This is a genomic window from Bacillus jepli (assembly GCF_047238305.1).
Lineage (GTDB): Bacteria > Bacillota > Bacilli > Bacillales > Bacillaceae_L > Ferdinandcohnia.
The window spans coordinates 2,303,693-2,328,497 of the sequence record NZ_JBDFMO010000001.1 but is presented as its reverse complement, the minus strand read 5'-3'; the positions used below and the strand labels follow the sequence as shown (position 1 = coordinate 2,328,497).

The window sequence follows — 24,805 nt, the reverse complement described above, 5'->3', positions numbered from 1 at the left end:
ATGGTTTTACATGAATTCAGTTGAAGTTTCAAATGAGCAGCTAGTAGCATTAGTGAATGGAAAAAATGTACATCATAACCTATCTGTTCCTATTTTAGTTGAGAAAGTACTCGCTAGACAAGAAGGAATCCTTACTTCGACTGGGGCTGTATGTGCAACAACTGGGAAATATACAGGAAGATCACCAGAAGACAAATACATCGTAGAAGAAACATCTACGAAAGATAGAATTGACTGGGGCAAGGTAAATACACCAATTTCTGAAGCTGCATTTGAAAACCTTTACACAAAAGTGCTTTCATATTTGAAAGAAAAAGATGAAATTTTTGTATTCAATGGGTATGCAGGTGCTGATAAAAAAGTACGTATGCCAATCCAAGTGATAAACGAATATGCATGGCATAATCTTTTTTCCCAACAACTGTTTGTTCGACCAACTGAAGAAGACTTAAAAACACATCAACCTGAATTCACAGTCATTAGTGCACCAAATTTCAAGGCAGATCCTGAAGTCGATGGTACTCGTTCTGAAACCTTTATCATTATTTCCTTCGAAAAACGAACAGTTTTAATAGGGGGAACGGAGTATGCAGGTGAAATTAAAAAATCAATATTCTCAGTGATGAACTATATATTGCCTGAGCAAAACATCCTTTCCATGCACTGCTCGGCTAATGTTGGTCAAGAAGGAGACGTTGCGCTTTTCTTTGGTCTATCCGGAACTGGAAAGACAACTCTTTCAGCGGATCCAAATCGTCGTCTTATTGGAGATGATGAGCATGGTTGGTCTAGCTCAGGAGTCTTTAATATTGAAGGCGGCTGCTATGCAAAATGCATCAATCTTTCACGTGAAAAAGAACCACAAATTTTTGATGCGATTCGTTTTGGCTCAGTTTTAGAAAATGTGGTTGTTGATAAAGAATCAAGAATAGCTGATTATGATGACAATTCTTTGACTGAAAATACAAGAGCTGCTTACCAAATCGACAATATCGATAATATTATTGTACCAAGCATTGCAGGACACCCAAATACAATTGTATTTTTAACAGCAGATGCTTTCGGTGTGCTTCCTCCAATAAGTAAACTAACAAAAGAACAAGCCATGTACCATTTCCTAAGTGGATACACAAGCAAGCTCGCAGGAACAGAACGCGGAGTTACTGCACCAGAGGCAACATTTTCAACTTGCTTTGGATCTCCTTTCCTTCCACTTGCTGCAACTGAGTATGCAGAAATGCTAGGAAAAAAGATTGATGAGCACAATGTTCAAGTATTTTTAGTGAATACCGGATGGACTGGTGGAGAGTACGGAGTAGGAAGCCGCATGAAGCTCTCCTATACACGTGCAATGGTTCAAGCAGCATTAGAAGGTGAACTTACTCATGCGGAAACCGTGAAAAATGATATTTTCGGATTAGAAATTCCAATTCACATTCCAGGTGTTCCTGATGATGTGCTACAGCCTGCAAAAACATGGGCAGACCAAAGTACGTACTATGTAAAAGCAAAAGAATTAGCAGTAAAGTTCAAAGAAAACTTTAAAAAGTTCTCCAATGTTTCAAAGGAAATCGAATTATTGGGTGGACCTAGAATCTAATTACAAAGTTTAAAAGCTCGAGGAAAATCACCCCTCGAGCTTTTTGGTTTTCGGCTCCCTTGTTTTCATCCATTCCGTTAATCTCCTCACCGTTTCCCTATTTTCATGCGGCGGAAAATAATGATCGTATTGTGAGAAATACCAGCTTTCTACCTGTTTCCCTAGCTCTCTTACTCTTTTTTCAAGTCGATATGCGTGTTCAACAGATACATTTTCATCTTTTTCACCATGAATAATAAGCAATGGAGCTTCAAGTTTTTCAATTTCATATAAGGGGGTTCTCCACTTGTATCGATCTGGATATTTAGTTGGAGTTCCTCCAATGACCCGCTTCATCATTCTCCGCATATCGGTACGCTCCACGTACGTTAAGCTTAAATCACTTACGCCTCCCCATGAAACAACCGAACAAATTTGTGGCTGATGGATTGCCGTTAGTAAGGCCATCACTCCACCACGAGAGAAACCAAAGACATGTATTCGCGTTGGATTCACTTTTTCATGTCCCTCCAACACTTTAACCGCAGAGAAAGCATCATATCGATCATGTCCGGCGAAATCTTCGTTCCCTTCTCCCCCTTGATTTCCACGATAAAAAGGAGCCATCACCACAAAGCCTTCTGAGGCAAATTGAATAATCCGACCAATTCGGACCTTTCCAACATTTTTAATCCCACCACGCAAATATAAAAAACCGTCATACATCCCTTCTTCCTTTGGTTCAGCAAGATACCCTTTTATTTTCAATCCTTTGCTCAAATATGTAATTAAATAAAGATTAATTTTAGGGTTAGGAGACGGAAATCTCTGCTTTTCGACTATTGTGCCATCCACCATTTTTATCCACCCTCTCTACCTCACTATTTTCAAAAAAATTTTATTAAACCCTTCTTACTAAAAAGGAAAAATAGGCATTCACACATTTTTATCACGTTTCATAATCTATCTTAGATAGTACTTATGCAGACAGATCAACTGTCAAGGAGGAATGTATACATGCGTCGTTTTTTTGCTAGCCTTATTGGTTTACTGCTTATTATTCCATTAGCCGCTTGTAATAATGACCAGGTTCAAAAAATCCGAATTGCCGAGGTAACGCGTTCTGTGTTTTACGCACCTCAGTATGTAGCCATTACAGAAGGATTTTTTGAAGAAGAAGGCTTAGAAATTGAATTAACAACCGTACCAGGTGGAGATAAAACCATGACTGCGTTAATTTCTGGCGGTGCTGATGTTGCCTTAGTTGGTTCTGAAACATCTATTTATGTGGAAGCACAAGGTTCAACCGATCCTGTTATTAACTTCGCAGCTCTGACACAAACAGACGGTACGTTTTTAATGGCAAGAGAAGATATTGAAAACTTTAGCTGGGACCAACTTAAAGATAGTACATTCCTTGGTCAACGTAAAGGCGGAATGCCACAAATGGTTGGGGAATTTGTTTTAAAGAAGCACGATATTGACCCACATAGCGATTTGAATCTCATTCAAAACATTGATTTCGCCAATATTTCTAGTGCATATGCATCAGGTACAGGCGACTTTGTCCAATTATTTGAACCAACTGCTAGTTTGTTTGAAAAAGAAGGCCGTGGCTATATTGTGGCTTCCTTCGGTGAACAATCAGGAAAAGTACCCTATACAACATTTATGACAAAGCAAAGCTTTATTGATAAAAATGCCGATGCTGTTGAAAAATTCACACGTGCAGTCTATAAGGCGCAAGACTGGGTTGATTCACATAGTCCAGAAGAAATTGCAAAATCCGTGCAAGAATTTTTTCCAGATACACCAATTGATTTAATCACATCCTCTATTGAACGTTATAAGAACCAAGGCTCTTACGCAACAAACCCTGTCCTTTCAGAAGAAGCTTGGAATAACCTACAGGACATCATGGATGAGGCTGGTGAATTACCGAAGAGAATTGATTACAACACACTTGTTAACACAAGTATTGCTGAAAAAGTAATTTCCAAATAGGAGTGTTACTCTATGAACTTTTTGTCAGTAAAAGATCTACACCATGTTTATTTTACAAAGGATTCTACAACGACCGCACTCGAAAACATTTCACTCACAATCGAGGAAGGGGAGTTCATCTCCCTCCTCGGACCTAGTGGGTGTGGTAAAACAACATTACTCTCCATTATAGCTGGATTATTAAAACCAACATATGGAGAGGTTTTGATAGAAGGAAAGACGATTGAAAAGGCAAAGTCTGATATTGGGTATATGCTACAGCAAGATTACTTGTTTCCGTGGAAGACGATTGAGGAGAACATTCTTGTAGGCCTTCAAATCATGAATCAAGAAACAGAACAATCGAGAAAAAACACATTAGCACTACTTGAAGAAATTGGGTTACAAGGGGTTGAAAAAGCGTATCCAAACCAGCTTTCGGGTGGAATGAGACAAAGAGCTGCTTTGGTTCGTACGTTAGCAACAAATCCAAAAATACTCCTACTTGATGAACCCTTCTCCGCATTAGATTTTCAAACGAAGCTAAAATTAGAAGATCTCGTTTCTGATACACTCAAGGAATATCGCAAAACAGCCGTCCTTGTCACACATGATATCGGAGAAGCCATTGCGATGAGTGACCGAATTTATCTCCTGTCGAAAAGTCCGGGAAAAATTGCAAGAGTATTTGATATCCCAGAAAACTTACGGAATGAGACTCCATTCGATGCAAGACAGCACCCAGAGTATTCGAACATTTTCCAGCAAATATGGGAGGAGTTAGATAAACTTGAAACAACATCTTAACATTAAAGAACTCCATCAACATTACTTACAAAACATAAAAACAGAGAAAAAAGTGGTTCGGTTTTATCAACTTCTAATTTTTCTCGTTTTTTTCGGTATATGGGAAATTGCGAGTCGATATCATTGGATTGATCCTTTAATCTTTAGTCGCCCATCTAAAATTTGGACGCTCTTTTTAGAGAAAATGAATGATGGGACATTGTTTAATAACCTTGCAGTAACATTGTTTGAAACAGTTCTTGGGTTTATTTTAGGAACCCTCTTAGGAGCTTTGATTGCGGCGATCTTATGGTGGTCTGAACGTCTATCAAACATTCTTGACCCATACCTAGTTGTGCTTAATGCAATGCCAAAGGTTGCACTCGGCCCTATCTTAATTGTAGCATTAGGAACTGGCTATATCTCAATCATCGCGATGGGAGCCATTATATCCATCATTATCACCACGATTGTCGTCTACACGTCGTTTAAAGAAGTGGATTATAACTATATTAAAGTCTTGTTAACGTTTGGAGCGAATCGGAAGCAAATTTTCCGCAATGTCATACTTCCCTCGTCCTTTCCGGCGATTATCTCAACATTAAAGGTGAATGTCGGGTTATCTTGGGTTGGAGTCATCGTTGGGGAATTCCTTGTTTCAAAACAGGGCTTAGGCTATCTAATTATCTACGGATTCCAGGTGTTCAATTTCACCTTAATTTTCCTAAGCTTATTATTAATCGCAATTTGTGCAACACTCATGTACCAAGGCGTCGAGTACCTTGAAAAAAAATTAATTAAGGACTCCAAATAAGAGCTCTTCTAGTTGATTGCTAGAGAGCTTTCTTCGTTTTTATATATTTTTCTACATAGTCCAGGCTATGCGTGAGAACATCATCCTTCATGATAAAGCTATAGCGGCGATCAAACTTCACCGTATCCAAAGGAATTTCCTTTAACAGAACAGGACCTTTTGTTTCAAAATAATCCTTCTTCTCAAGAAGCTTTTCAATTTCAGCAAAATAAATATTTTTAATAATCGTCTTTCCTTTTCCAATTACCTTATATTGCCCGATATATGCAAGTTCTGAAACCTCTGCTCCCGTCTCCTCCATCACCTCTCGTAAAGCAGCAGCCTCTGCTGTTTCCCCATCTTCTACCTTTCCACCTGGAAATTCAAGTCCTCGTTCAGAATGGTCAGTCAATAGCCAATGGCCATCATAACGACAAATGACCCATACATGTTTAGGGTGAGTGGAAAAAGGATCTGGTGTAAACGATAAATTCACTTCATTATGATACATATCATGAAAAACAATCATTTGTTTAGTCTCCAGTATTGTTGGTTTTTTATTATGATAACATAAAAACAAGCCGCTTCATGTAGAAGTGGCTTAATCAATTGTTCGTAAAACATCCAGGATTCCTTCCGATTCAATGAAATTCCTTGCTTCTTGGTCTCCCAGTTGGTAGATGATTTGATACACCTGTAGCAGATTAGAGTCATATTTGTCATTAGATGAATCATAATGATATTCAACAAAAGGCACATGTGCACGTAAAAAGTTTTCAACCTCATTGGAATAGTTAGCATCAAAAAGGTTTCTCAACTGACGAACTTCTTCGTCGGTTGCTTCAATTTTATACTCCCATGTAGAACCAGACTTCACTTGAGAAATTTCTCCACTTCCAACAGAGATATAATAGGTTTTCCTTGGCTGTTGTTCCAACATGTTCACTCCTAACAATGTCATTCCGTTATATTAGCTTTTTCCTCTGGTATAAAAAATATGCAATTAGCGGTAACTGTTTTCTTGCCTATTTTCAATACAAGAGTATCTTTTGATACGTTCTCCCATATACTAATTTCCAAGAAAACCTGTAAAAAACAGATAAAGGGGAAACACATATGAAAATCATTGATGAAATTTATGAAATGTATCGAAATAAATTAACGGGTGACGAAGAAGATGCAGACATCATTGCTTTCTCCGTTCTTGAACAATTTGCGCGTGAAGATCTGATTGACCTGTTAAGTGATTTAACCGACCAGGAATTACGTAATTTAGTTGGTTTTTATATGATTGAGAACCTAAAAGCGAAAATGGCCCGTGATGGAATCGGCCAGTCGAAGATGATGACTGTGGATGAGCTGAGGAATATCCATTAAGATAGATGTTCGTTCCTGCCGGTAGGGATTGACTTAGTTTTTGGGAATATATCAGTTTTATTCTACTTCTATCAGTTTTATTTCCGTTCTATCGGTTTTATTTTATTTCTATCGATTTTATTAAAAATCCATCAAAAAAAGGATTGTCCACTAACGAGCAATCCTTTAAAGAAATCGGTATTAAAGTTTACTAACAATCTGCATAGCCTTTTCAATTGCCTCTCGATCCACATCATAATGAGTTGTAAATCGCACGAGTTTAGGTCCAAATGTGGAAACCAATACGCCATGTTCTTTTAATAATGCAGCAAACTGGCTTGAGGTTAGTCCTCGTTCACTTACTTCCACTAATATAATATTTGTATCTACCTGATTTACAACGTGTAAACCGCTAATATTGCCGAGCCCTTGCGCTAAAAATGTAGCATTCTCGTGATCAATTGCAAGTCGGTCAACCATTGTCCGTAATGCAACAAGTCCTGGTGCTGCAATAATTCCAACCTGTCTTAAGCCACCACCAAGGCGCTTCCTCCATTTTCTTGCTTGATTTATAAAATCCTCACTACCAGCAATGATCGAGCCAACTGGGGCACCTAATCCTTTCGACAAACAAAATTGCACGGAATCCGTATATTGAGCAAGATCCTTTACTGGACACCCTAGTGCCACCGCTGCATTGAATAAGCGTGCACCGTCTAAATGGACAGGAATCTGATTTGCTGATGCAATTTCATAGATGGCTTCCATATTTTCAAGCGGAATGACTGCCCCACCCGCTCTGTTATGTGTATTTTCAATACAAATCAAACCGGTCTCAGGGTTATGTACATCATCTTCTTGAATAGAGGTCTCTACTTCAGCAGGATCCATCGCTCCTCTTCTTCCTTTAATAGCTTTAGGTTGAACGCCTGCAAATGCAGAAATAGCTGCGCCTTCGTAATTTAGAATATGTGAATCCTGTTCTACAATAATTTCATTTCCTCTTCTAGTGTGAGTTAAAACCGCAATTTGGTTTCCTTGGGTCCCACTTGTTACAAACATAGCGGCCTCTTTCCCAAGCATCTCAGCAGCTGTTTGCTCAAGCTCCTTCACAGTTGGATCTTCCTGATAAACATCATCACCAACCTCAGCTTCATACGCTGCTTTTCTCATTTCGGCTGTTGGTTTTGTTACGGTATCACTACGCAAATCGATCATACTTTCTCCTCCCCTTTATCATTAAAAATAATACAAAACCCTTCTTTCGACAAGAAAGAAGGGCATGAAATGTGTTATTTTCCTAGGAAGGATTGTAGCATCCAAATATGTTTTTCAAGTTCTTTGTGAATCGCAAGCAGCATGTCACCTGTTGTTTCATCATCCACATCTGCAGCTACCTTCATACCTTCCTTTAACTCCCCAGTTAGAATGGAAAAATCATTTGAAATGTTCGCTACCATTTCTTCAGCAGTTTCACTTCCGTTTGCTTCCTGAATGGAAGATACTTCAAGAATTTCCTTCATGGTTGCAACAGGTTGTCCACTAATTGCAAGAAGTCGTTCTGCTAATTCGTCTATGTGAACAGCAGCCTCATTATACAACTCTTCAAATTTTACATGTAGCGTAAAGAATTGAGGTCCCTTTACATACCAATGGTAATTATGTAACTTCGTGTAAAGTACACTCCAGTTTGCAACCTGCTTATTTACCATTTCGATTAATTGTGTTGTCATTATAAATCTCCTCCTTATTTGTTAACATACCCCCTTTATATCACGGTGAAACATCATTTTTTCGATTGTTTTTTGCAAATTACAACCTTTTACTTTTATTAAATGAATATCAATTCCTTCCGCCTTCGTACCATGTTAAAATAAAAGGAGAAAAAAGAGGGGGTTGCTATGTGGCTATGCTTACAGTATTAATTATTTCAATCATTATCGTGTTTGTAGTCTTATTTTTAGCTGTTAGTACAACATCAAAAGCATATCAATACAAGCATACAGTAGATGACTTAGAAGAGAATCCACATTTAAATCATCTTGAAAATGAGGAGAATTCAGATGGAAAATAAAATCCTTCAAGACTTAGCTAATGATTGGTTAATTGAGGCTACTATTGATTCCGTTCAAGAAAAGTATGAAAAAGAAGAGCTTACTGCCAAACAATTAGTGCTCATGTATTTACATAGAATTTCAAGCTATGACTCAAAGTTAAAGTCAATTATTGAGATTAACCCAGATGCTCTTCATATTGCAATGATGTTGGATGCTGAACGAAAGGAAAAAGGTCCCCGTGGCCCGCTTCACGGAATTCCTGTTTTACTTAAAGACAATCTAGATACAAATGATAAAATGCATACATCAGCCGGATCACTTGCCTTAGCAGAGTCATATGCACCTGAAGATTCATATGTTGCTTATCTATTAAGAGAAGCTGGGGCGATCATTTTAGGAAAAACAAATATGACGGAATGGGCGAACTTCATGACAGAAGGAATGCCTAGTGGCTATAGTTCACGCGGTGGTCAAACATTGAATCCTTATGGACCAGGTACTTTTGATGTTGGTGGTTCTAGCGCGGGTTCAGGCTCAGCCATTGCCGCAAATTTTGCAGTTGTAGCCATTGGTACTGAAACATCAGGCTCAATATTAAGTCCTGCTAGTCAAAACTCACTTGTTGGGATTAAACCTACAGTAGGATTAGTAAGTCGTGCTGGGATTATTCCGATTGCCCATACACAGGATACAGCAGGTCCTATGGCTCGTACAGTGAAAGATGCTGCTTACCTTTTATCAGCCATTGCTGAAGTAGACGAACGTGATCCAATTACTTATACAAGTAGAGTGCTACCTTCTGCTAATTTTACAGAATATTTAGATGTCGATGGTTTAAAAGGTGCACGGATTGGGATTGCAAGAGATGTGTATTTTGACTACCTTAGCGAAGAAAAACGGTCAGTTATGGATAAAGCCGTTAAGAAGCTTGAGGAGCTGGGGGCAACTGTCGTAGATAATGTAAAAATTCCATCTAGCAAAAATAAGTGGAGCTACCATGTGTTAACCTACGAATTTAAGGTGGACCTCAACAATTATTTACGTCGATTAGACCCATCCGTAAAAGTACGAAATTTAGCTGACCTTATCCAATTTAATAAGGAAAATAAAGAAAAAATGCTAAAATACGGTCAAATGATTTTAGAAGAGGCAGAAAAAACGAGTGGAACTTTGACAGAAAAAGAGTATCTTGAGGCGCTCGAAAATGACCAATATCATTCGACAGATAATGGAATTGATTACGTACTAAAAGAGGATCAATTGGATGCCATCGTATTTCCTAATAATGTTGGAGCTGGAATCCCGGCTAAAGCTGGTTATCCATCGATTACCGTTCCTGCAGGGTATACACCTAAAGGAGAACCAGTTGGAATTACATTCACCGGAACTGCTTTTTCTGAAAGCACATTGATCAAGTTGGCCTATTCGTTTGAACAAGGAACGAAATATCGTATTCCACCTACACTTTAAAACCTCAGCCGGATTGGCTGAGGTCTTTTTTTATTATTTATTATCCGAATACTTTATGAAGGTCTTCTTTTGATTGCGATAACCAGAAACGCATAAGGCGCTTTGCCCCTTCTAAGTCATGGAGTTTTGCTTGCCCACATTGAGTTTCATTAGCTGCTGGAATTTCCGTGATTTCTAATGCACTTTGCATCGTTGCTTCAAGTAAATCAATGATTTCGGATACAGTAGGCTCCCCACTTACCACTAAGTAATAGCCTGTTTGGCAACCCATTGGAGAAATATCAATAATATCAAAATGGTCATATTTCTCACAATGCTCACGAAGATTAAAAGCTAATAAATGTTCAAGTGTATGAATAACGTCTGGCTTCATCGCTTGTTTATTTGGCTGACAAAAACGAATATCAAATTTATTTACGACTCCATCTGTCCCAACCTTATGGACACCACAGTGTCTTACATATGGTGCTTTAACAGCATTATGGTCTAGTTCAAAACTTTCTACTGATGGCATTTTCTTCCCACTCCCTCATTTTTCTTTATATCTATCATAACGCTAATTCCGATTTTTTTCATCTGTTTAATTAGAATTAGATGTATAAGATGCTTTTATCCATTCCATATAGTATAGTATAAATACTAAAAAACGATAAGGGAAGTAGAAAAAATTGCTTCAAGCGTTATTTATAGGAATCATTCGTTTCTATCAAAAATTTATATCTCCATTAAAACCACCAACCTGTCGTTTTTATCCGACCTGTTCGCAATATGGACTTGAAGCAATCAAGCGATTCGGTGCAATTAAAGGTGGCTGGTTAACTATAAAACGATTATTAAAATGTCATCCGCTTCATCCAGGTGGAATTGATTTTGTTCCAGAAAAAAAGGAAGGTAAGCATCGCCATTGATGCTAGCCTTCCTGTCTTTATTTGACATTTGTTGCTTTTTCAAGATGTTCGTGGACTTCTCCCTTTTCAATATGTACTTGAATATTGTAGTTACCAACTTCAGCAAATGTATAATTAGACTGATAAACGCCATCTTTTATTTCGTTTGCATCTATAAAATCATGCTTTTCAGCGCCTGTTCTCCAAACCTCAAAACGAACCCTTGCTTCTGTCAAAGGAGTTCCTGATTGTTCAAAAGATACTTGCAATGTAGATGCTTTCCCTTTGGAATATTCAGTTTCTAACGGAAAATCGATTGTAACATCGCCACTTCCGTGATGATGCTCACCTTCATGATGATCACTGTTTTCTGTTGCTTCATCCGCAGGCTCATCGCTAACTTCGGGATTACCGATGACAACTTCAACCTTTGGCATTGTATGCATGCTCCTAGCTGTTACGTGGGCAGTGACAAAATAAATACCTTCCGTATCGAAAGTTTTAACAGCCGTATATTCTCCGCCAGAAGTGTGCTCCCCATCTACAAATTCGCTTTCTTCACTACCTTTTTGAACAATTTCGAATCGAACTTCATCCGCATCCTCCACCTTATCTTCTCCCTGTGTTACAAATGCATGGAGGGTTACTTCATCTCCTGGATTGATTTTTTCAGGATCCATTTTTACATCAACCGCAATAGGAGTTAATTCATCCGTATTCGTATTTTTCGTTTCCGTTTCATTATTACACCCTGCAAGCGTTATGATTGCAGCTATAAAAAGAAAAAAGAACATTTTTCTCATAACCTTCACCTCATCTACATAGTACAACAAAAGTCCATTTATTCCTGTGTCTGTTTTGTGACATTCATCTTGCTATTACCCATTTTAACCAATATTAGCATTTGTTTAACCTATATAATCCAAAAAGAGATCAAATACATGACCCCTTTCTTACTTGTATCCATTAATAACTACATCCAGTTTACCTGTATCTGGGTTAATAACGAGACCGTGAACAGGTACGTCATTTGGAAGAAGTGGGTGATTCTCAACCATCTCAACACTGTGTCTGACGCTCTCCTCTACACTGCTGAAACCTTGAAACCATTCTTCAAGATCAATTCCTGAATATTTTAAAGTATCAATTCTTGCTTGAGTAACGCCTCGATCTTTAATTTTATGTAAAATCGAATCGGCATCAAGTGCACTCATACCGCAATCATGGTGGCCAACAATGCAAACTTCATCTGCATTTAAATCATAAACCGCAACCAAAATACTTCTCATTACACTTCCGAACGGATGTGAAACAACTGCTCCAGCAACCTTTAGAATTTTCACATCTCCATTCTTCATATTCATTGCTTTTGGTAAAAGCTCAATAAGTCGAGTATCCATACATGTTACGATAACCATTCTTTTATTTGGAAGCTTTGTGGTTTGGTATTTCTCATATTCCTTTGATTCAACAAACGTTTTGTTGAACTCTAAAATACTTTCCAATTGAGACATTCGATCACCTTTTTCTTTTATTTCATTTTATTTTATCAAAAACCAGTCTTTATTAATAACTTTTTATGCAATTGGTCAATTAATTTCTACGCAGTCCGAGATACTAAAAAGAGACATTGATTATAGAAAAAGTTTCTAGTTCTCAAATCGTAATAATTACGATATAATATGAAAGTATTTTAAACAGAGACCTTCATGGTAATTGAGAGGAGACAATTCATGAAAAAAGCAAGAGGATACTTTGTGCTCCTTTTCTTAATCAGCATACTTACGGCTTGCGGAGCAGATGAAACAAATAAAGAAGGTAAACTATCGGTTTATACGACTGTATTTCCTTTAACAGATTTCACACAAAAAATTGGTGGCGAAGATGTCTTAGTAAAAAGTGTATACCCACCAGGAGCAGATGCTCATTCATTTGAGCCAACTCCAAGAGATATGACGGAAATCGCGAGTGCAGATGCATTTATATATACAGGTGTTGGTGTAGAGGCATTTGTTGAAACTGCCCAAAAAACACTAAAAAACGAAAATGTTGCATTAATTGAAGCAGGTGCTGGGATTGAATTTTTACACACGGAGGACGATGACCATCACGATGATGAGCACAATCATGGTGATATCGACCCACATATTTGGTTAGATCCTATTTATTCTATTCAATTGGCCGAGAATATTAAAAATGCTTTATCCGAAATTAATCCCTCGGATAAGGATGTGTACGAACAAAATTTTAAAGAATTAAAGGAACAATTAGAAGCATTAAATACAGATTTCAAGCAAGTTACAAATTCTGCTAAACAAAAAGAAATTTTAGTTGCCCATTCTGCCTATGGCTATTGGGAAGACCGCTATGGAATCAAGCAAATTAGTATCACAGGGTACTCCCCAACAAATGAACCATCACAAAAAGAACTCAAAAATATTATTGATGAGGTAAAGGAGCACAATCTTAAATATATTCTATTCGAACAAAATATATCATCAAAGATTGCCGAAACGGTTCAAAATGAAACGGGTACAGACAGCCTAACCCTTCACAATTTAGAAGCCATAACGGAACAAGAAATCGAAAGCAAGGAAGATTATTTTAGCTTAATGAGGCAAAATCTTGATACTTTAAAAAAAGCACTAAATTAACTACCTCCCTTGGGATATGTTGCTTGTTATCCACTCTCTTGACATGGAGAAAATAAAGGATGCTAGACCATATTCTAATGAAAGAGGTGTAGTAAATTGGCACAAGACGTATTATGTGAGGTTAAAAATTGTCATTATTGGGCTAACGGTAATAAATGTAGTGCCGATGCGATCTATGTTGTGAGTCACACAGGTAAAACAGCATCAGAACAAACAGAAACCGACTGTAAAACCTTCGTCCCTGAAGGTTAATTAAAAAGACTATTCTAAGGCAGCTGATTACTCAGCTGTCTTTTTTTATATCCTCCTAACTTAAAGTTTGCATATCCTTAAACATGTCGAATTTTTTGAAATAAAATAATTGACAAAATAAAGATTTGAACATATGATACTTTTAAAAGTTGCACAAAGGAAACATTTGTTCATTCGAACAAAAAACATGTTGAAATTACAGCTCGAGAGGAGAATAAGCGATGTATGAAAATTTATTACTCGCTTTTGGCTTAACTTTATTTGCCGGTCTAGCAACCGGTATCGGTAGTTTAATATCCCTGTTCACGTCAAGAACAAATACAAAATTTCTATCCCTGACACTCGGTTTCTCAGCAGGTGTCATGATTTATGTATCCATGATTGAAATCTTCTTCAAAGCAAAAGTGGCCTTAACCTCTGAATTAGGTGATCAATTGGGAAATTGGATGACAGTAATCGGCTTCTTTGGGGGAATGCTCTTAATTGCGGTAATTGATAAATTCGTGCCAGCTAGTAGCAATCCCCATGAGGTCAAAAAAGTGGAGGATATGAATCTCACCTCACCTGAGTTTGAAGAAGCAGCATTATTAAAGATGGGAACTTTCACCGCCCTTGCAATCGGGATTCATAATTTTCCCGAAGGCATTGCCACCTTTACCTCTGCTCTTCAAGACCCTGGGCTTGGAATCGCCATTGCGGTTGCTGTAGCGATTCATAATATCCCAGAAGGCATTGCTGTTGCCGTACCAGTCTATTTTGCCACAGGGGATAAAAAAAGAGCCTTTAAGCTCTCTTTCCTTTCCGGTTTAGCAGAACCTGTTGGGGCCATCGTAGCATTCTTGATTTTAATGCCCTTTTTAAATGATGTGATGTTTGGTATGATTTTTGCCGCTGTTGCAGGAATTATGGTGTTTATTTCACTGGATGAATTACTTCCAGCATCAAAACGATATGACAGTGGACACTTATCGATTTACGGTTTGATTGCAGGCATGGCTGTAATGGCCCTAAGTTTACTATTATTTATTTAAAATGAAAAATGTGCATTGCCGAATCCATTCTATAATCCTAACACTAATTTCTGTTTGGTAATTTGATCAATCCATTCTCGGTCAACTTGATATCCAATTCCAGGACTTTGTGGAACGGCAATGCAACCATCCTCAACCATCACTTCAGGTATAATGACATCCTTATTCCAATATCTTGAGGATGCTGATATATCTCCAGGAATCGTAAAATTAGGAAGGCTGGCTAAGGCAATATTATAGGCTCTAGAAATGCCAGTTTCAAGCATTCCTCCACACCACACAGGGATATTATGAGTTTTACAAATATCATGAATCCTTTTAGCCTCGGTGATACCACCGACGCGCCCAATTTTAATATTGATGACCTGACAGCTCCCCATTTCAATTGCCTTTCTTGCATCATCGACTGACGTAATACTTTCATCTAAACAAATCGGTGTTGAAAGTTCTCTCTGCAACTTTGCATGGTCAAAAATATCATCTTCCGCTAGCGGCTGTTCAATCATCATTAAACGAAACTCATCTAATGCTTGAAGATGGTCAATATCCTTTAAAGTATAAGCCGAATTAGCATCCACCATTAATGGTACGGTTGGAAACTCATGTCTGATTTGTTTGAGTAAGTCATAATCCTGTCCAGGCTTGATTTTTATTTTGATACGCTTATAGCCTGATTTCAGATGTTCCTCCATTTTACGTAGAACCCGGTCAATAGAATCAATGCTCACGACTACTCCTGAATCAATAAAGGCTTTCGTCCCACCCATTGCCTTAGAAAGTGAGATCCCTTGCTTTTTTGAAAATAAATCCCATATCGCCATATCAAGACTAGCCTTAGCCATATTGTTACGTTTAACAAATTGAAAGCTATAATGTAGATTTTCTGGATGTTCGTACTCTTCTTTTAACATTTTTGGCACTAGATAATCTTCAAGCATATGCCAGCATGTTTTTATCGTTTCTTCGGTATACCACGGTGAAGAAAAAGCAACAACCTCTCCCCAACCCACAGCACCATCAACATCCTCAATTTCAACAAGAATACTCTCTCTTTTGTCAACCTTCCCCATGCTTGTTACAAATGGCGAAAGGAGGTTTTGTTCAATGAGATGAAGTGTGGCTTTCTTTACCTTAATCATTGTTTTCATCCTTTAATAACTCAATTAATTTTCGGCGCAAGAGCTTATTTGAAGCATTTCGTGGAAGTCGGTCGACGAAATAGATTGATTTTGGAACCTTGAAACGTGCTAGCTTTTCATAACAAAAGGCAATGATCTCTGCTTCGGTTATACGGCTTCCTTCCTCTTTTTTAACAAAAGCAGCTGGTACCTGACCCCACTTTGCATCTTCAACACCTGTCACTCCTGCTTCCAAAATATTTGGATGTGCCAATAACACAGCTTCAAGTTCAGCTGGATATATATTTTCTCCCCCTGAAATAATTAAATCGGAGCGGCGATCCATCACAAAGAGAAAGCCTTCCTCATCCAAATATCCAATATCACCCGTATAAAGCCATCCATCAACAATGGACGTCTTTGTTGCATCTATTCGATTTAAATAGCCTTTCGTTACATTTGGACCTTTTACAACAATTTCGCCTACTTCATTTGGATTTGCAGGATTTCCCTCTTTTTCAATTTTGATTTGTACCGGAAAGAGTGGTTTTCCAGCAGATCCAAGTTTTGAAATACTATACTCAGGAGCAAGTGTAACAACTTGTGAAGCTGTTTCAGTCATCCCATAGGTTTGGAAAACGGGGATATTATGTGCTATACAATTTTCTAATAAAAGTTTTGGCGCTGGTCCTCCTCCAAGAAGCATACATCTAAAACTGTCCGGATACTTTTCATCTCCCAATTCAGCTAGCATTCGTGAAAGCATGACACTTACAATAGACATGATGGTAACACCTTGGTTCATAATCGCTCCATTCGCCTTTTTGGGGTCAAAGCCTTCGTGGATGACAGCAGGTATTCCATAAATCACGCTTCTATACAAAATTGATAATCCACTAATATGAAACATTGGAACAGCCAGTAACCAGCAGTCATCCTGGTGCAACCCTAGATTCAAACTAGACCCCACCGCACTCCACCAATGATTTCCGTAAGTATGGATTACCCCTTTTGGTCGACCAGTCGTCCCTGATGTATACATAATGGTATCAGCTTGGTCCAACGAAAAGTATTCCTGGATATGGCATTCCTTTTCGGGGAGCTCCTGTAGTTCTTTAACCAGAACTTTTTCGATATCGATCTCATTTACTTTTTCGATTAAAGCATCTTCAGTTAGGATCATTTTCGTACCAGAGTCGCTTACTTGAAATCCTAACTCATTGCTTGTTAGCTTATTATTTAAAAGCACCGTTACTGCACCAATATATTTTAATGCGTGAATGACCTCAACCATCTCCACAGTATTCTTCATGAGGATCGAAACTACATCCCCCTTTTGAATACCGGCAAATGTTAATTGATTTGCTTTCCTTACCACATTTTTATGTAAAGTTATAAATGAGATTTCTTCATATTCAGTTTTAATGGCAATTCGATTAGGTGTTAAAAATGCACGTTGCTTAAGCCAATTTGGTATTTCTGTTGAATTCATTTTTGTTAAATCTCCTCTTAATCAAATGCGCCAAGGCGTATTTGCGCCCGATTTTTAGGCCCACAGGAAGTGGGTCATAAAGACGTTGCCACAGGATGTGGCGTTTTTAGTCTTTAATCTTACTTGCTCGAAAATTCCCTTTAAAAAATCGTGGCATCCGCCGGAGGCCGAACTTTATTCAGCCAAGTTTTGAACGCCTACTTAATAATAGTTACTCTTATTATTTCATCCCCACATCTTATAAAATTAGCTGAATAAAGTTTAAAATGCAAAAACAGCTTGATGAGGTTTTCATCAAGCTGAAAATGAACTATTAAGGGAAACGAGGGAATTGTTTAAAGTCTGGCATACGTTTTTCTTTAAACGCGTCACGGCCTTCCTTCGCTTCATCTGTTGTGTAATACAGAAGTGTAGCATCGCCGGCCATTTGTTGAAGTCCAGCTAAGCCGTCTGTATCAGCATTCATTGCTGCTTTCAAGAAACGAAGTGCTGTTGGGCTCTTTTCAAGAATTTCTTCACACCACTTAATAGTTTCTTCTTCAAGCTGTTCTAAAGGAACAACTGTATTAACAAGCCCCATATCCAATGCTTCTTGAGCATTATATTGACGACATAGGAACCAGATTTCACGTGCCTTTTTATGACCAATGATGCGGGCAAGATATCCTGAACCATAACCAGCATCAAAGCTTCCAACCTTTGGTCCTGTTTGTCCAAAAATAGCATTATCTGCAGCAATTGTTAAGTCACAAACAACATGTAATACATGTCCTCCACCAATTGCATAGCCTGAAACCATTGCGATAACTGGCTTTGGAATAACACGGATTAATCGTTGTAAATCAAGAACATTTAATCGTGGAATTTGGTCATCTCCAACATACCCACCATGTCCTCTTACCTTTTGATCTCCACCTGAACAGAACGCCTCATCTCCTGCACCGGCAAGAACGATTACACCGATGTTTGAATCATCTCTTGCATACGCAAACGCATCAATCATTTCTGCCACTGTTTTTGGCGTAAATGCGTTCCTAACATGCGGACGGTTAATAGTGATTTTTGCAATGCCGTTGTATGTCTCATATAAAATTTCATCATACTTACGTTCTGCAACCCATTCAACTGCAGCCATTTGCTTGTCCTCCTTTTATGTATGTATACCTGATCATAACGAAACATGATCAGAAACAAACTCAATTATTATTTTACCAAAAAAATACGGTTGTTCCACATGAATTGCATGTCCCGCTTCTACTATTTTTTCCACTCTTGAATTTTGCATGCTTAAGCCCATCTCTTCAGCAATCGTACAAAACTTTTGATCAAGCTCTCCACAAAGCAATAATGTTGGACATTTAACCTTAGTCAACCGATCCCAGTAAGAGGGTTGTGCACCCGTCCCCATTCCTCTCAAGCTGTTTGCTAGCCCGACAGGATTGTTTTCTAGACGTTGTTTACGAATTTCTAGTTGTGTATCCTGTGATAGTGCTTTTTGTGTAGAAAATAGTGGAATACTCTCCCAATAATCAATAAACTCAACCATTCCCTCTTGTTCTATTCGAGTCGCTAGCTGTTCATCCGATTTTCTTCGGGCAGCTCTTTCTTCATTTGTTTTTAACCCTGGGGAACTACTCTCTAAGATAAGGCTAGCAACTCTGGTTGGATAAAGAATTGTAGTCGTTAAAGCCAATCTTCCTCCCATTGAATATCCAACAATATGTGCGCTTGGAATCTCCAGTATATCTAATATATGAATGATGTCATGAGCGACTTTTTCAATTTGATATCTAGTAAAATCATCAGGAGAATCTGTTTTACCATGTCCAATAATATCGATTAGAACACATTGAAATTGTTGTTTCAAGATGTCAACTGTCTGATTCCAAGTTGTCATACTCCCTGTAAAACCATGAAGTAAAACAATCGGCACACCCTCACCCATTACTTTCACATGATAGGTAGATCCATTATAAGAAATATACATTTTATAAGTTCCTTTTGAGTGCTTCGTTTATTTCCTGGGAAACATTATTCCACATTTTTCGATGAATCATGACATTCTCATGGCGATCTGTTTTTACCTCTACAACATGTAATCCTTTTTCTTCAAATGAAATAGTGATGGCATTACGGAACTCTGTCCAATCCTTGATACTTGTAAATTTCCCACCATACATTTTAACTGCATGTTCATACTCTAGACCAATAGGAGTCCCAAAAAGGGTTTCAAAATGCTTTTCCTCCTGTGATTGTGGTAAGAAAGAAAAAATACCGCCACCGTCATTGTTAATTAAAACAATTGTAATATTTAAGTGGTGATGCTTTGCCGCCAATAATCCATTCAGATCATGATAGAGAGAGAGGTCACCAATGACTAAAACGGTATGTTCATTTTTTGAACTGATGCCCATCGCAGTAGAAACAAGACCGTCGATTCCGTTGGCACCTCGGTTTCCTAAAACATGGATTGACTTTTCATTATTCAAAAAGAATGTATCAAGATCACGTATAGGCATGCTATTCCCAACAAATAAAGTTGAACCCGCTGGGAGAATTTCTTGTAGTTCAGTAAATACTTTCCCCTCAAATAAAGTCTCTTCTTTATGTACTTTCTTTACATTTTCTTTTACAAGATTATTGATGTTAATCCAATCGTTCACCCAATTAGAATCTTTTTGTTTCTCAGTTCGGCTAACGATCATATCACAAAATTCAATTTCATCACAATAAACCATATCAGTTGCTGATAAAGTAGGATCTCTCCATCCTCCATCCCCGTCTACAATGATTTGAGTTGTGTTCTTATGTTTTTGAATATATTGAAGGAGTGCTTTTGAGACTGGCATCGCACCGAATCGAATAATGATATCTGGTGAGAATGTTTCTCGGAATTCTGCATCACGTAAAAAAGCATCGTACCCGTCTACTATATATGATTTCGGATGTTCACCACTTCTTAGTTGTGATAATGGGTCAGCTAGAACTGGAAACTGGAGTGTTTCTGCTAAACTTGCAATAGCATACCCAAACTCTTCCTCATAATGTGAACCACAAACAATAATCCCTTTCTTTTTGCTGAGAACTAGTTCACTAATATAATGAGCCTGTTTTTCATCCATTTTCGGTTTCCCAACGACAACATTCACATTTTTACGTGTGGACTCATTTGTTCCCCATAGGTTTTCTAAACCTAAGTTCGGTACTAGCGGTTCACGGAAAGGAAAATTCAAATGAACAGGTCCTGCCGGTGCAGTTTGTGCTGTTCCTGCAGCCCTACCAGCCATTGTACGAACATATGATAGCATTTGTTCTGACTCTTCCGGTAGTGCCATTTCGACAAACCATTTCGCATGATTTCCGTATAACTGATTTTGATTTATAGCTTGCGGAGCACCTACATCTCGCAACTCATGTGGTCGGTCAGCTGTTAATACGATAAGTGGGACCCTTGAATAATAGGCCTCTACAATTGCTGGAAAATAATTCGCTGCAGCCGTACCAGACGTACATAGAATCGCAACAGGTTTCTTCGTTGCTTTAGCCACTCCAAGCGCATAAAACGCTGACGAGCGTTCATCAATATTGATGGTTACTTTCATATCAGGATGTTCTGCCATTAAAATCGCCATCGGAGTAGAGCGTGAGCCCGGGCTTACAACAGCCTCGGTAACCCCCACTCGTACTAATTCATCAACAAATGATGCCACATATCGAGTTAATGCTTGATTATTCATTGTATAAGCCTCCTAATGCAGATAGCATCGGTCTAAACTTTATCATCGTTTCTGTATATTCACTTTCTGGTTGGGAATCTCCTACGATCCCACAACCAGCAAACAAGGATGCTTTGTTACCATTTAGTAAACCCGAACGTATAGCAACTGCAAATTCCCCATTATCACTTGTATCAAGCCAACCTACCGGGCTTCCATACCAACCACGGTCAAGAATTTCAAGGTCACGAATAATTTCAAATGCCTTTTGTTTAGGTTGACCTCCTAAAGCAGGTGTTGGGTGTAATCGATTCACAACCGTTAGCAATGATACATCATCTTTAGCTACACCTTTTACAGGTGTGTATAAATGCTGGATATCGCGCATTTTTAAAATACCTGGTTGTGTTGGTGAAGTAATACTTGAACAGGACTCTTTCATTGCATTTTTTATCATTTGAACAACGACATCATGTTCATGTAGATTTTTCGGGTCGTGTAGTAATTCATTTTCTAATTGCTTGTCCTCTGACGGCGTTTTACCACGGCGGATAGAACCAGCAAGGCAAGTAGTTAAGAATTCCTCTCCCTTTTTCTTAATAAGGCGTTCAGGAGATGCTCCGATAAAGCATGAATTTTGATATTCAATTGCAAATAAATAACTCATCGGTTGCTCTTCTTTTAGACGCGCCAACACTGCGTCAGCTTCAATCGGATCATCAAAATGCAGCTTGATTTCTCTTGCTAATACAACCTTTTCAACCTCACCGTTCTGTACCTTTTTGGTTGCATTTCGAACTGAATCCATCCATTCCTGTGGCTGAATTTCCTCTTTTGTAAATGAATTATTCTTTTGATATTCATAACTTTCCTCAAGCAGCACTTCCAATTGCTCTAAGTCGGATCCACTTAAAGAAGTCCCGTTCGGTTCACAAATCACATTGGTCGTTAAATAAGTACTACCTTTATAATAGGAGAGCATGATAACAGGCAAGACAAATTTCGCATCATCAAAATGATCCCAAAGCTCAGTCCTCTTTTTTAATGGATCAAATGAAAACCCTCCCATTAAAATAGGACCAGTAGAATAAGGTGCAAAGTCATCAATAATGATTGAATGCTGAACAAGTCTTTTCCACTGATTTTCAATAGCCTCAAAACGTTCCGTAGACTCATTATCGCTAATTGTATAGGCTTCCCCAAGTCCAACGATGACCGTATCATTTGTAGGATTTGACCAGAAAGAACGCGTGTCAAAAGGTGTCCTTTTTCCAGCAGCAAAGAACAATAGGGGGTCTATGTTCTTCATTTCTATTACCTGACTTATCAGAACAGGCTTAGAAAGCTCCTTGGAACGGTTTATTCCTTTCTTTATGTAATCACTCAAACCTTTTTGTTGTATCATGACCAACTTTTATCCCCCCGAAATATATTCCAACCTAATTTTATTTAGTAATAACAGATATTGTTTATAGTATATCATTTAAAATGAATGAAGCTCTTGTTAAGCACTCTATATTATCTTCGTATAACTTTACTAAAACTGCCTTTACGATATACCTCACAATGAATAGTTGTCAACAAACTTGATTCTACCATACCTACAATACACTGACCACTTACTTCCTTATTATTATGTAATTTACGAGAAGTTAGTCTGCTGGGTAAGAGGATTATAAGATTGATATGTCTTTTTTGTAACTTTAAACCATTGACAGTACTTGTCCAATTCACTAAACTGTACTTTGGATATACATGAGCTTTGTCGTGAGAGGAGAAGACTTATGCAATCAGAACTTCAGTCAAATCAGAAGCTTTCTAAAAAGCCTTCTAGTGGTTTTCAGGTATGGTGGAGACTCATGCGGCCACATACACTAACTGCATCATTTGTTCCAGTTATTTTAGGGACAGTTCTTGCACTATTGGAAACATCTATTCATATAGGTCTATTCTTAACAATGTTACTCGCTTGTCTTTTAATTCAAGCAGCAACTAATATGATAAATGAGTATTTCGATTACAAACGCGGTCTTGATACTGCAGAATCAGTCGGAATTGGTGGTACAATTGTTAGAGATGGAATTAAGCCTAAGGTTATTTTAAACCTTGCATTTTCTTTCTTTGGAATTGCTGCACTATTAGGTGTTTATATTAGTATGAATAGTAGTTGGTGGTTGGCATTAGTGGGGACTATTTGCATGTCAGTTGGTTATTTATATACTGGAGGTCCACTACCTATTTCATCTACACCATTTGGTGAGCTAGCAGCTGGTTTCTTTATGGGCATGATTATTATTTTAATATCATTTTTCATCCAAACCGGTACAGTTACCACAACAAGTGTACTAATCTCAATTCCGATTATGATTCTTGTTGGTGCTATCAATATGTCAAACAATATTCGTGATTTGGATGGCGATCAAAAGAACGGACGTCGCACTTTACCAATTTTATTAGGAAGAACCAAGGCGATCAAGTTCTTTGCTGGTTTGCTTATCATTTCATATATTTGGATCATCGTTTTGGCATTTATCGGGATTGCTTCATTTTGGACTCTTCTTGTATTCATAAGTGTTCCAAAAGCCATTAAAGCAGTAACTGGATTTATAGGCAAATCTGAACCAATTCAAATGATGCCAGCAATGAAGGCAACCGCCCAAACAAATACAATTTTTGGATTCCTTTTATCTATTGGAATCTTTATCGGGTACTTCTTTTAAAACACGATTTTTATATCGTGTTTTTTCTTTTTATCCCTTTCACTTTTTTACATTTATGATTTTCGTGTTTATGTAAATAATACATAACAAGATTCAATACGAACTCATTTTGGAAGGAGTGCTTACAATGTTATCAAATGAGCAATTATCAACCTTCCGTTCACAGTTGATAAAGGCAAAAAAAGAGGTTGAAGAACAATTAGATGATGGGGACCATTTTGATTTAGAGCAAGGTCACTATCATGATTCCATGGGTGAACTCTCCCTTTATGATAATCATCCTGCAGACCAAGGTACAGATTTGTATGAACGAGAAAAAGATATTGCCTTAAATGAACATATTGAAAAACAATTAAAAGACATTGATTACGCATTACAAGCGATAGATGAAGGGCGATATGGCGTATGTGAAAAATGCGGTAAAGACATAGAAATTGATCGTCTAGACGCGATACCAACAACTACGTATTGTGTAGAACATAGTCCTAATCAGGTCGTTTCCCATAATCGACCTATTGAAGAAGGCGTATTAATGCCACCATTTGGAAAATTTGTGGATGAGGAAGATAATGTAGCGTATGATGCAGAGGATTCATGGCAGGATGTGGCAAGGTACGGAACATCTGAATCACCATCAGATCTTGTAGACCCCGTTGACAGCTATAATGAGGTGTTCGTTGAATCTGATGAGAATGTAGGCTATGTTGAGGATTATGAGAATTTTGTTGGAACAGATATTGAAGGAAAAGAAATTATCATCTATCCAAATAGCCAGCATGAACGATATGAAGAAGTGCTAGAGGAAGAAGGAATTATGACAATGTTTGGAGACCTTCCTCCATATGAAAAAGAACCTTATACAAAGGACGAAGCTGAAGATTGAAAATGTAAAGCAGTGGAAAGTTTCCACT

27 protein-coding genes are annotated in these 24,805 nt (G+C 38.0%); 13 read left to right on the top strand and 14 right to left on the bottom strand.

Translation table 11 applies throughout. The annotated features are described in order from the left end of the window. The first annotated feature begins 10 nt into the window (after positions 1–10). A complete protein-coding gene (gene pckA, locus ABC371_RS11975; protein WP_412897000.1) occupies positions 11–1,600 on the top strand; it encodes a phosphoenolpyruvate carboxykinase (ATP) in 1,590 nt (529 codons plus the stop codon). A gap of 27 nt (positions 1,601–1,627) precedes the next feature. On the opposite strand, the gene ABC371_RS11970 is transcribed toward pckA, so the two are convergent. Continuing rightward, entirely contained in the window at positions 1,628–2,437 is an 810-nt protein-coding gene (locus ABC371_RS11970; protein WP_412896999.1) for an alpha/beta hydrolase family protein, read from the bottom strand. A 159-nt stretch (positions 2,438–2,596) separates the two neighbouring features. On the opposite strand from ABC371_RS11970, the gene ABC371_RS11965 reads away from it, so the two are divergent. Genes ABC371_RS11965 through ABC371_RS11955 form a run of 3 tightly spaced genes read left to right on the top strand, consistent with a single transcriptional unit; the run spans position 2,597 to position 5,162 of the window. Then, entirely contained in the window at positions 2,597–3,583 is a 987-nt protein-coding gene (locus ABC371_RS11965; RefSeq protein WP_412896998.1) for an ABC transporter substrate-binding protein, read from the top strand. Between the two features lie 12 nt (positions 3,584–3,595). Then, the gene (locus ABC371_RS11960; protein ID WP_412896997.1) at positions 3,596–4,369 is read left to right on the top strand and encodes an ABC transporter ATP-binding protein; all 774 of its coding nucleotides are present in this window, start codon (positions 3,596–3,598) and stop codon (positions 4,367–4,369) included. Further along, the gene (locus ABC371_RS11955; RefSeq protein WP_412896996.1) at positions 4,353–5,162 is read left to right on the top strand and encodes an ABC transporter permease; all 810 of its coding nucleotides are present in this window, start codon (positions 4,353–4,355) and stop codon (positions 5,160–5,162) included. The genes ABC371_RS11960 and ABC371_RS11955 overlap by 17 nt, the downstream gene beginning before the upstream one ends. 19 nt (positions 5,163–5,181) lie before the next feature. On the opposite strand, the gene ytkD is transcribed toward ABC371_RS11955, so the two are convergent. Continuing rightward, positions 5,182–5,670 (bottom strand): RNA deprotection pyrophosphohydrolase, encoded by a 489-nt coding sequence (gene ytkD, locus ABC371_RS11950; protein WP_412896995.1) that lies wholly within the window; start codon positions 5,668–5,670, stop codon positions 5,182–5,184. 72 nt (positions 5,671–5,742) lie between these two features. Next, positions 5,743–6,081, bottom strand: a complete 339-nt coding sequence (locus ABC371_RS11945; RefSeq protein WP_412896994.1) for a hydrolase — start codon at positions 6,079–6,081, stop codon at positions 5,743–5,745. Positions 6,082–6,257: 176 nt separating this feature from the next. Between ABC371_RS11945 and ABC371_RS11940 the strand changes: the two genes are divergently transcribed. Then, on the top strand, positions 6,258–6,518 hold the full coding sequence (locus ABC371_RS11940) for a DUF6154 family protein (RefSeq protein WP_116351842.1): 261 nt from the start codon (positions 6,258–6,260) through the stop codon (positions 6,516–6,518). Between the two features lie 180 nt (positions 6,519–6,698). Here ABC371_RS11940 and ltaE read toward each other — a convergent pair whose 3' ends face one another. Further along, positions 6,699–7,715, bottom strand: a complete 1,017-nt coding sequence (gene ltaE / locus ABC371_RS11935; RefSeq protein ID WP_412896993.1) for a low-specificity L-threonine aldolase — start codon at positions 7,713–7,715, stop codon at positions 6,699–6,701. Between the two features lie 74 nt (positions 7,716–7,789). Next, positions 7,790–8,230 (bottom strand): Dps family protein, encoded by a 441-nt coding sequence (locus ABC371_RS11930; RefSeq protein ID WP_412896992.1) that lies wholly within the window; start codon positions 8,228–8,230, stop codon positions 7,790–7,792. A gap of 176 nt (positions 8,231–8,406) precedes the next feature. Between ABC371_RS11930 and ytzI the strand changes: the two genes are divergently transcribed. Both ytzI and ABC371_RS11920 read left to right on the top strand, forming a co-directional pair. Then, positions 8,407–8,571, top strand: coding sequence for a YtzI protein (ytzI, locus tag ABC371_RS11925; protein WP_412899334.1), 165 nt, complete (start codon positions 8,407–8,409; stop codon positions 8,569–8,571). Beyond that, positions 8,561–10,024, top strand: coding sequence for an amidase family protein (locus ABC371_RS11920; protein ID WP_412896991.1), 1,464 nt, complete (start codon positions 8,561–8,563; stop codon positions 10,022–10,024). The genes ytzI and ABC371_RS11920 overlap by 11 nt, the downstream gene beginning before the upstream one ends. Positions 10,025–10,064: 40 nt before the next feature. Here the strand turns inward: ABC371_RS11920 and ABC371_RS11915 are convergent, their stop codons facing one another. Then, positions 10,065–10,538, bottom strand: coding sequence for an S-ribosylhomocysteine lyase (locus tag ABC371_RS11915; protein WP_116351847.1), 474 nt, complete (start codon positions 10,536–10,538; stop codon positions 10,065–10,067). A 154-nt stretch (positions 10,539–10,692) separates the two neighbouring features. On the opposite strand from ABC371_RS11915, the gene yidD reads away from it, so the two are divergent. After that, a complete protein-coding gene (gene yidD, locus ABC371_RS11910; RefSeq protein WP_412896990.1) occupies positions 10,693–10,932 on the top strand; it encodes a membrane protein insertion efficiency factor YidD in 240 nt (79 codons plus the stop codon). Between the two features lie 17 nt (positions 10,933–10,949). Here yidD and ABC371_RS11905 read toward each other — a convergent pair whose 3' ends face one another. Together ABC371_RS11905 and ABC371_RS11900 are read right to left on the bottom strand one after the other, a co-directional pair. Continuing rightward, a complete protein-coding gene (locus ABC371_RS11905) occupies positions 10,950–11,714 on the bottom strand; it encodes a FixH family protein (RefSeq protein ID WP_412896989.1) in 765 nt (254 codons plus the stop codon). A 150-nt stretch (positions 11,715–11,864) separates the two neighbouring features. After that, positions 11,865–12,425, bottom strand: a complete 561-nt coding sequence (locus tag ABC371_RS11900; RefSeq protein ID WP_412896988.1) for a beta-class carbonic anhydrase — start codon at positions 12,423–12,425, stop codon at positions 11,865–11,867. Positions 12,426–12,644: 219 nt separating this feature from the next. On the opposite strand from ABC371_RS11900, the gene ABC371_RS11895 reads away from it, so the two are divergent. The 3 genes from ABC371_RS11895 (at position 12,645) to zupT (ending at position 14,848) form a co-directional block, all read left to right on the top strand. After that, the gene (locus ABC371_RS11895) at positions 12,645–13,565 is read left to right on the top strand and encodes a metal ABC transporter substrate-binding protein (RefSeq protein ID WP_412896987.1); all 921 of its coding nucleotides are present in this window, start codon (positions 12,645–12,647) and stop codon (positions 13,563–13,565) included. Positions 13,566–13,661: 96 nt separating this feature from the next. Then, positions 13,662–13,817, top strand: coding sequence for a DUF1540 domain-containing protein (locus ABC371_RS11890; RefSeq protein WP_116351852.1), 156 nt, complete (start codon positions 13,662–13,664; stop codon positions 13,815–13,817). Between the two features lie 221 nt (positions 13,818–14,038). Next, on the top strand, positions 14,039–14,848 hold the full coding sequence (zupT, locus tag ABC371_RS11885; protein WP_412896986.1) for a zinc transporter ZupT: 810 nt from the start codon (positions 14,039–14,041) through the stop codon (positions 14,846–14,848). Positions 14,849–14,877: 29 nt separating this feature from the next. Here zupT and menC read toward each other — a convergent pair whose 3' ends face one another. From menC to ABC371_RS11855, 6 genes are all read right to left on the bottom strand, one after another. Next, positions 14,878–15,984, bottom strand: coding sequence for an o-succinylbenzoate synthase (gene menC, locus ABC371_RS11880; RefSeq protein ID WP_412899333.1), 1,107 nt, complete (start codon positions 15,982–15,984; stop codon positions 14,878–14,880). Next, the gene (locus tag ABC371_RS11875) at positions 15,980–17,458 is read right to left on the bottom strand and encodes an o-succinylbenzoate--CoA ligase (protein WP_412896985.1); all 1,479 of its coding nucleotides are present in this window, start codon (positions 17,456–17,458) and stop codon (positions 15,980–15,982) included. Before ABC371_RS11875 ends, menC begins: the two co-directional genes overlap by 5 nt. A 313-nt stretch (positions 17,459–17,771) precedes the next feature. Next, the gene (gene menB / locus ABC371_RS11870; RefSeq protein WP_099362260.1) at positions 17,772–18,593 is read right to left on the bottom strand and encodes a 1,4-dihydroxy-2-naphthoyl-CoA synthase; all 822 of its coding nucleotides are present in this window, start codon (positions 18,591–18,593) and stop codon (positions 17,772–17,774) included. 33 nt (positions 18,594–18,626) lie between these two features. Next, positions 18,627–19,445: a 2-succinyl-6-hydroxy-2,4-cyclohexadiene-1-carboxylate synthase gene (gene menH, locus ABC371_RS11865; RefSeq protein WP_412896984.1), complete on the bottom strand. Its 819-nt coding sequence runs from the start codon at positions 19,443–19,445 to the stop codon at positions 18,627–18,629. Position 19,446: 1 nt separating this feature from the next. Further along, on the bottom strand, positions 19,447–21,195 hold the full coding sequence (gene menD / locus ABC371_RS11860; RefSeq protein ID WP_412896983.1) for a 2-succinyl-5-enolpyruvyl-6-hydroxy-3-cyclohexene-1-carboxylic-acid synthase: 1,749 nt from the start codon (positions 21,193–21,195) through the stop codon (positions 19,447–19,449). Then, positions 21,188–22,579, bottom strand: a complete 1,392-nt coding sequence (locus ABC371_RS11855; RefSeq protein WP_412899332.1) for an isochorismate synthase — start codon at positions 22,577–22,579, stop codon at positions 21,188–21,190. The genes menD and ABC371_RS11855 overlap by 8 nt, the downstream gene beginning before the upstream one ends. Before the next feature lie 379 nt (positions 22,580–22,958). Between ABC371_RS11855 and ABC371_RS11850 the strand changes: the two genes are divergently transcribed. Further along, entirely contained in the window at positions 22,959–23,894 is a 936-nt protein-coding gene (locus ABC371_RS11850) for a 1,4-dihydroxy-2-naphthoate polyprenyltransferase (protein ID WP_412896982.1), read from the top strand. Positions 23,895–24,021: 127 nt separating this feature from the next. Continuing rightward, positions 24,022–24,777 (top strand): TraR/DksA C4-type zinc finger protein, encoded by a 756-nt coding sequence (locus ABC371_RS11845; protein ID WP_412896981.1) that lies wholly within the window; start codon positions 24,022–24,024, stop codon positions 24,775–24,777. Positions 24,778–24,805: the final 28 nt, after the last annotated feature.

Bases quoted from the DNA above. Each gene is read 5' to 3' on its own strand.
- pckA (WP_412897000.1), top strand. From the start codon at position 11: ATGAATTCAGTTGAAGTTTCAAATGAGCAGCTAGTAGCATTAGTGAAT.
- ABC371_RS11970 (WP_412896999.1), bottom strand. From the start codon at position 2,437: ATGGTGGATGGCACAATAGTCGAAAAGCAGAGATTTCCGTCTCCTAAC.
- ABC371_RS11965 (WP_412896998.1), top strand. From the start codon at position 2,597: ATGCGTCGTTTTTTTGCTAGCCTTATTGGTTTACTGCTTATTATTCCA.
- ABC371_RS11960 (WP_412896997.1), top strand. From the start codon at position 3,596: ATGAACTTTTTGTCAGTAAAAGATCTACACCATGTTTATTTTACAAAG.
- ytkD (WP_412896995.1), bottom strand. From the start codon at position 5,670: ATGATTGTTTTTCATGATATGTATCATAATGAAGTGAATTTATCGTTT.
- ABC371_RS11945 (WP_412896994.1), bottom strand. From the start codon at position 6,081: ATGTTGGAACAACAGCCAAGGAAAACCTATTATATCTCTGTTGGAAGT.
- ABC371_RS11940 (WP_116351842.1), top strand. From the start codon at position 6,258: ATGAAAATCATTGATGAAATTTATGAAATGTATCGAAATAAATTAACG.
- ltaE (WP_412896993.1), bottom strand. From the start codon at position 7,715: ATGATCGATTTGCGTAGTGATACCGTAACAAAACCAACAGCCGAAATG.
- ABC371_RS11930 (WP_412896992.1), bottom strand. From the start codon at position 8,230: ATGACAACACAATTAATCGAAATGGTAAATAAGCAGGTTGCAAACTGG.
- ytzI (WP_412899334.1), top strand. From the start codon at position 8,407: ATGCTTACAGTATTAATTATTTCAATCATTATCGTGTTTGTAGTCTTA.
- ABC371_RS11920 (WP_412896991.1), top strand. From the start codon at position 8,561: ATGGAAAATAAAATCCTTCAAGACTTAGCTAATGATTGGTTAATTGAG.
- ABC371_RS11915 (WP_116351847.1), bottom strand. From the start codon at position 10,538: ATGCCATCAGTAGAAAGTTTTGAACTAGACCATAATGCTGTTAAAGCA.
- ABC371_RS11905 (WP_412896989.1), bottom strand. From the start codon at position 11,714: ATGAGAAAAATGTTCTTTTTTCTTTTTATAGCTGCAATCATAACGCTT.
- ABC371_RS11900 (WP_412896988.1), bottom strand. From the start codon at position 12,425: ATGTCTCAATTGGAAAGTATTTTAGAGTTCAACAAAACGTTTGTTGAA.
- ABC371_RS11895 (WP_412896987.1), top strand. From the start codon at position 12,645: ATGAAAAAAGCAAGAGGATACTTTGTGCTCCTTTTCTTAATCAGCATA.
- zupT (WP_412896986.1), top strand. From the start codon at position 14,039: ATGTATGAAAATTTATTACTCGCTTTTGGCTTAACTTTATTTGCCGGT.
- ABC371_RS11875 (WP_412896985.1), bottom strand. From the start codon at position 17,458: ATGAATTCAACAGAAATACCAAATTGGCTTAAGCAACGTGCATTTTTA.
- menB (WP_099362260.1), bottom strand. From the start codon at position 18,593: ATGGCTGCAGTTGAATGGGTTGCAGAACGTAAGTATGATGAAATTTTA.
- menH (WP_412896984.1), bottom strand. From the start codon at position 19,445: ATGTATATTTCTTATAATGGATCTACCTATCATGTGAAAGTAATGGGT.
- menD (WP_412896983.1), bottom strand. From the start codon at position 21,195: ATGAATAATCAAGCATTAACTCGATATGTGGCATCATTTGTTGATGAA.
- ABC371_RS11855 (WP_412899332.1), bottom strand. From the start codon at position 22,579: ATGATACAACAAAAAGGTTTGAGTGATTACATAAAGAAAGGAATAAAC.
- ABC371_RS11850 (WP_412896982.1), top strand. From the start codon at position 22,959: ATGCAATCAGAACTTCAGTCAAATCAGAAGCTTTCTAAAAAGCCTTCT.
- ABC371_RS11845 (WP_412896981.1), top strand. From the start codon at position 24,022: ATGTTATCAAATGAGCAATTATCAACCTTCCGTTCACAGTTGATAAAG.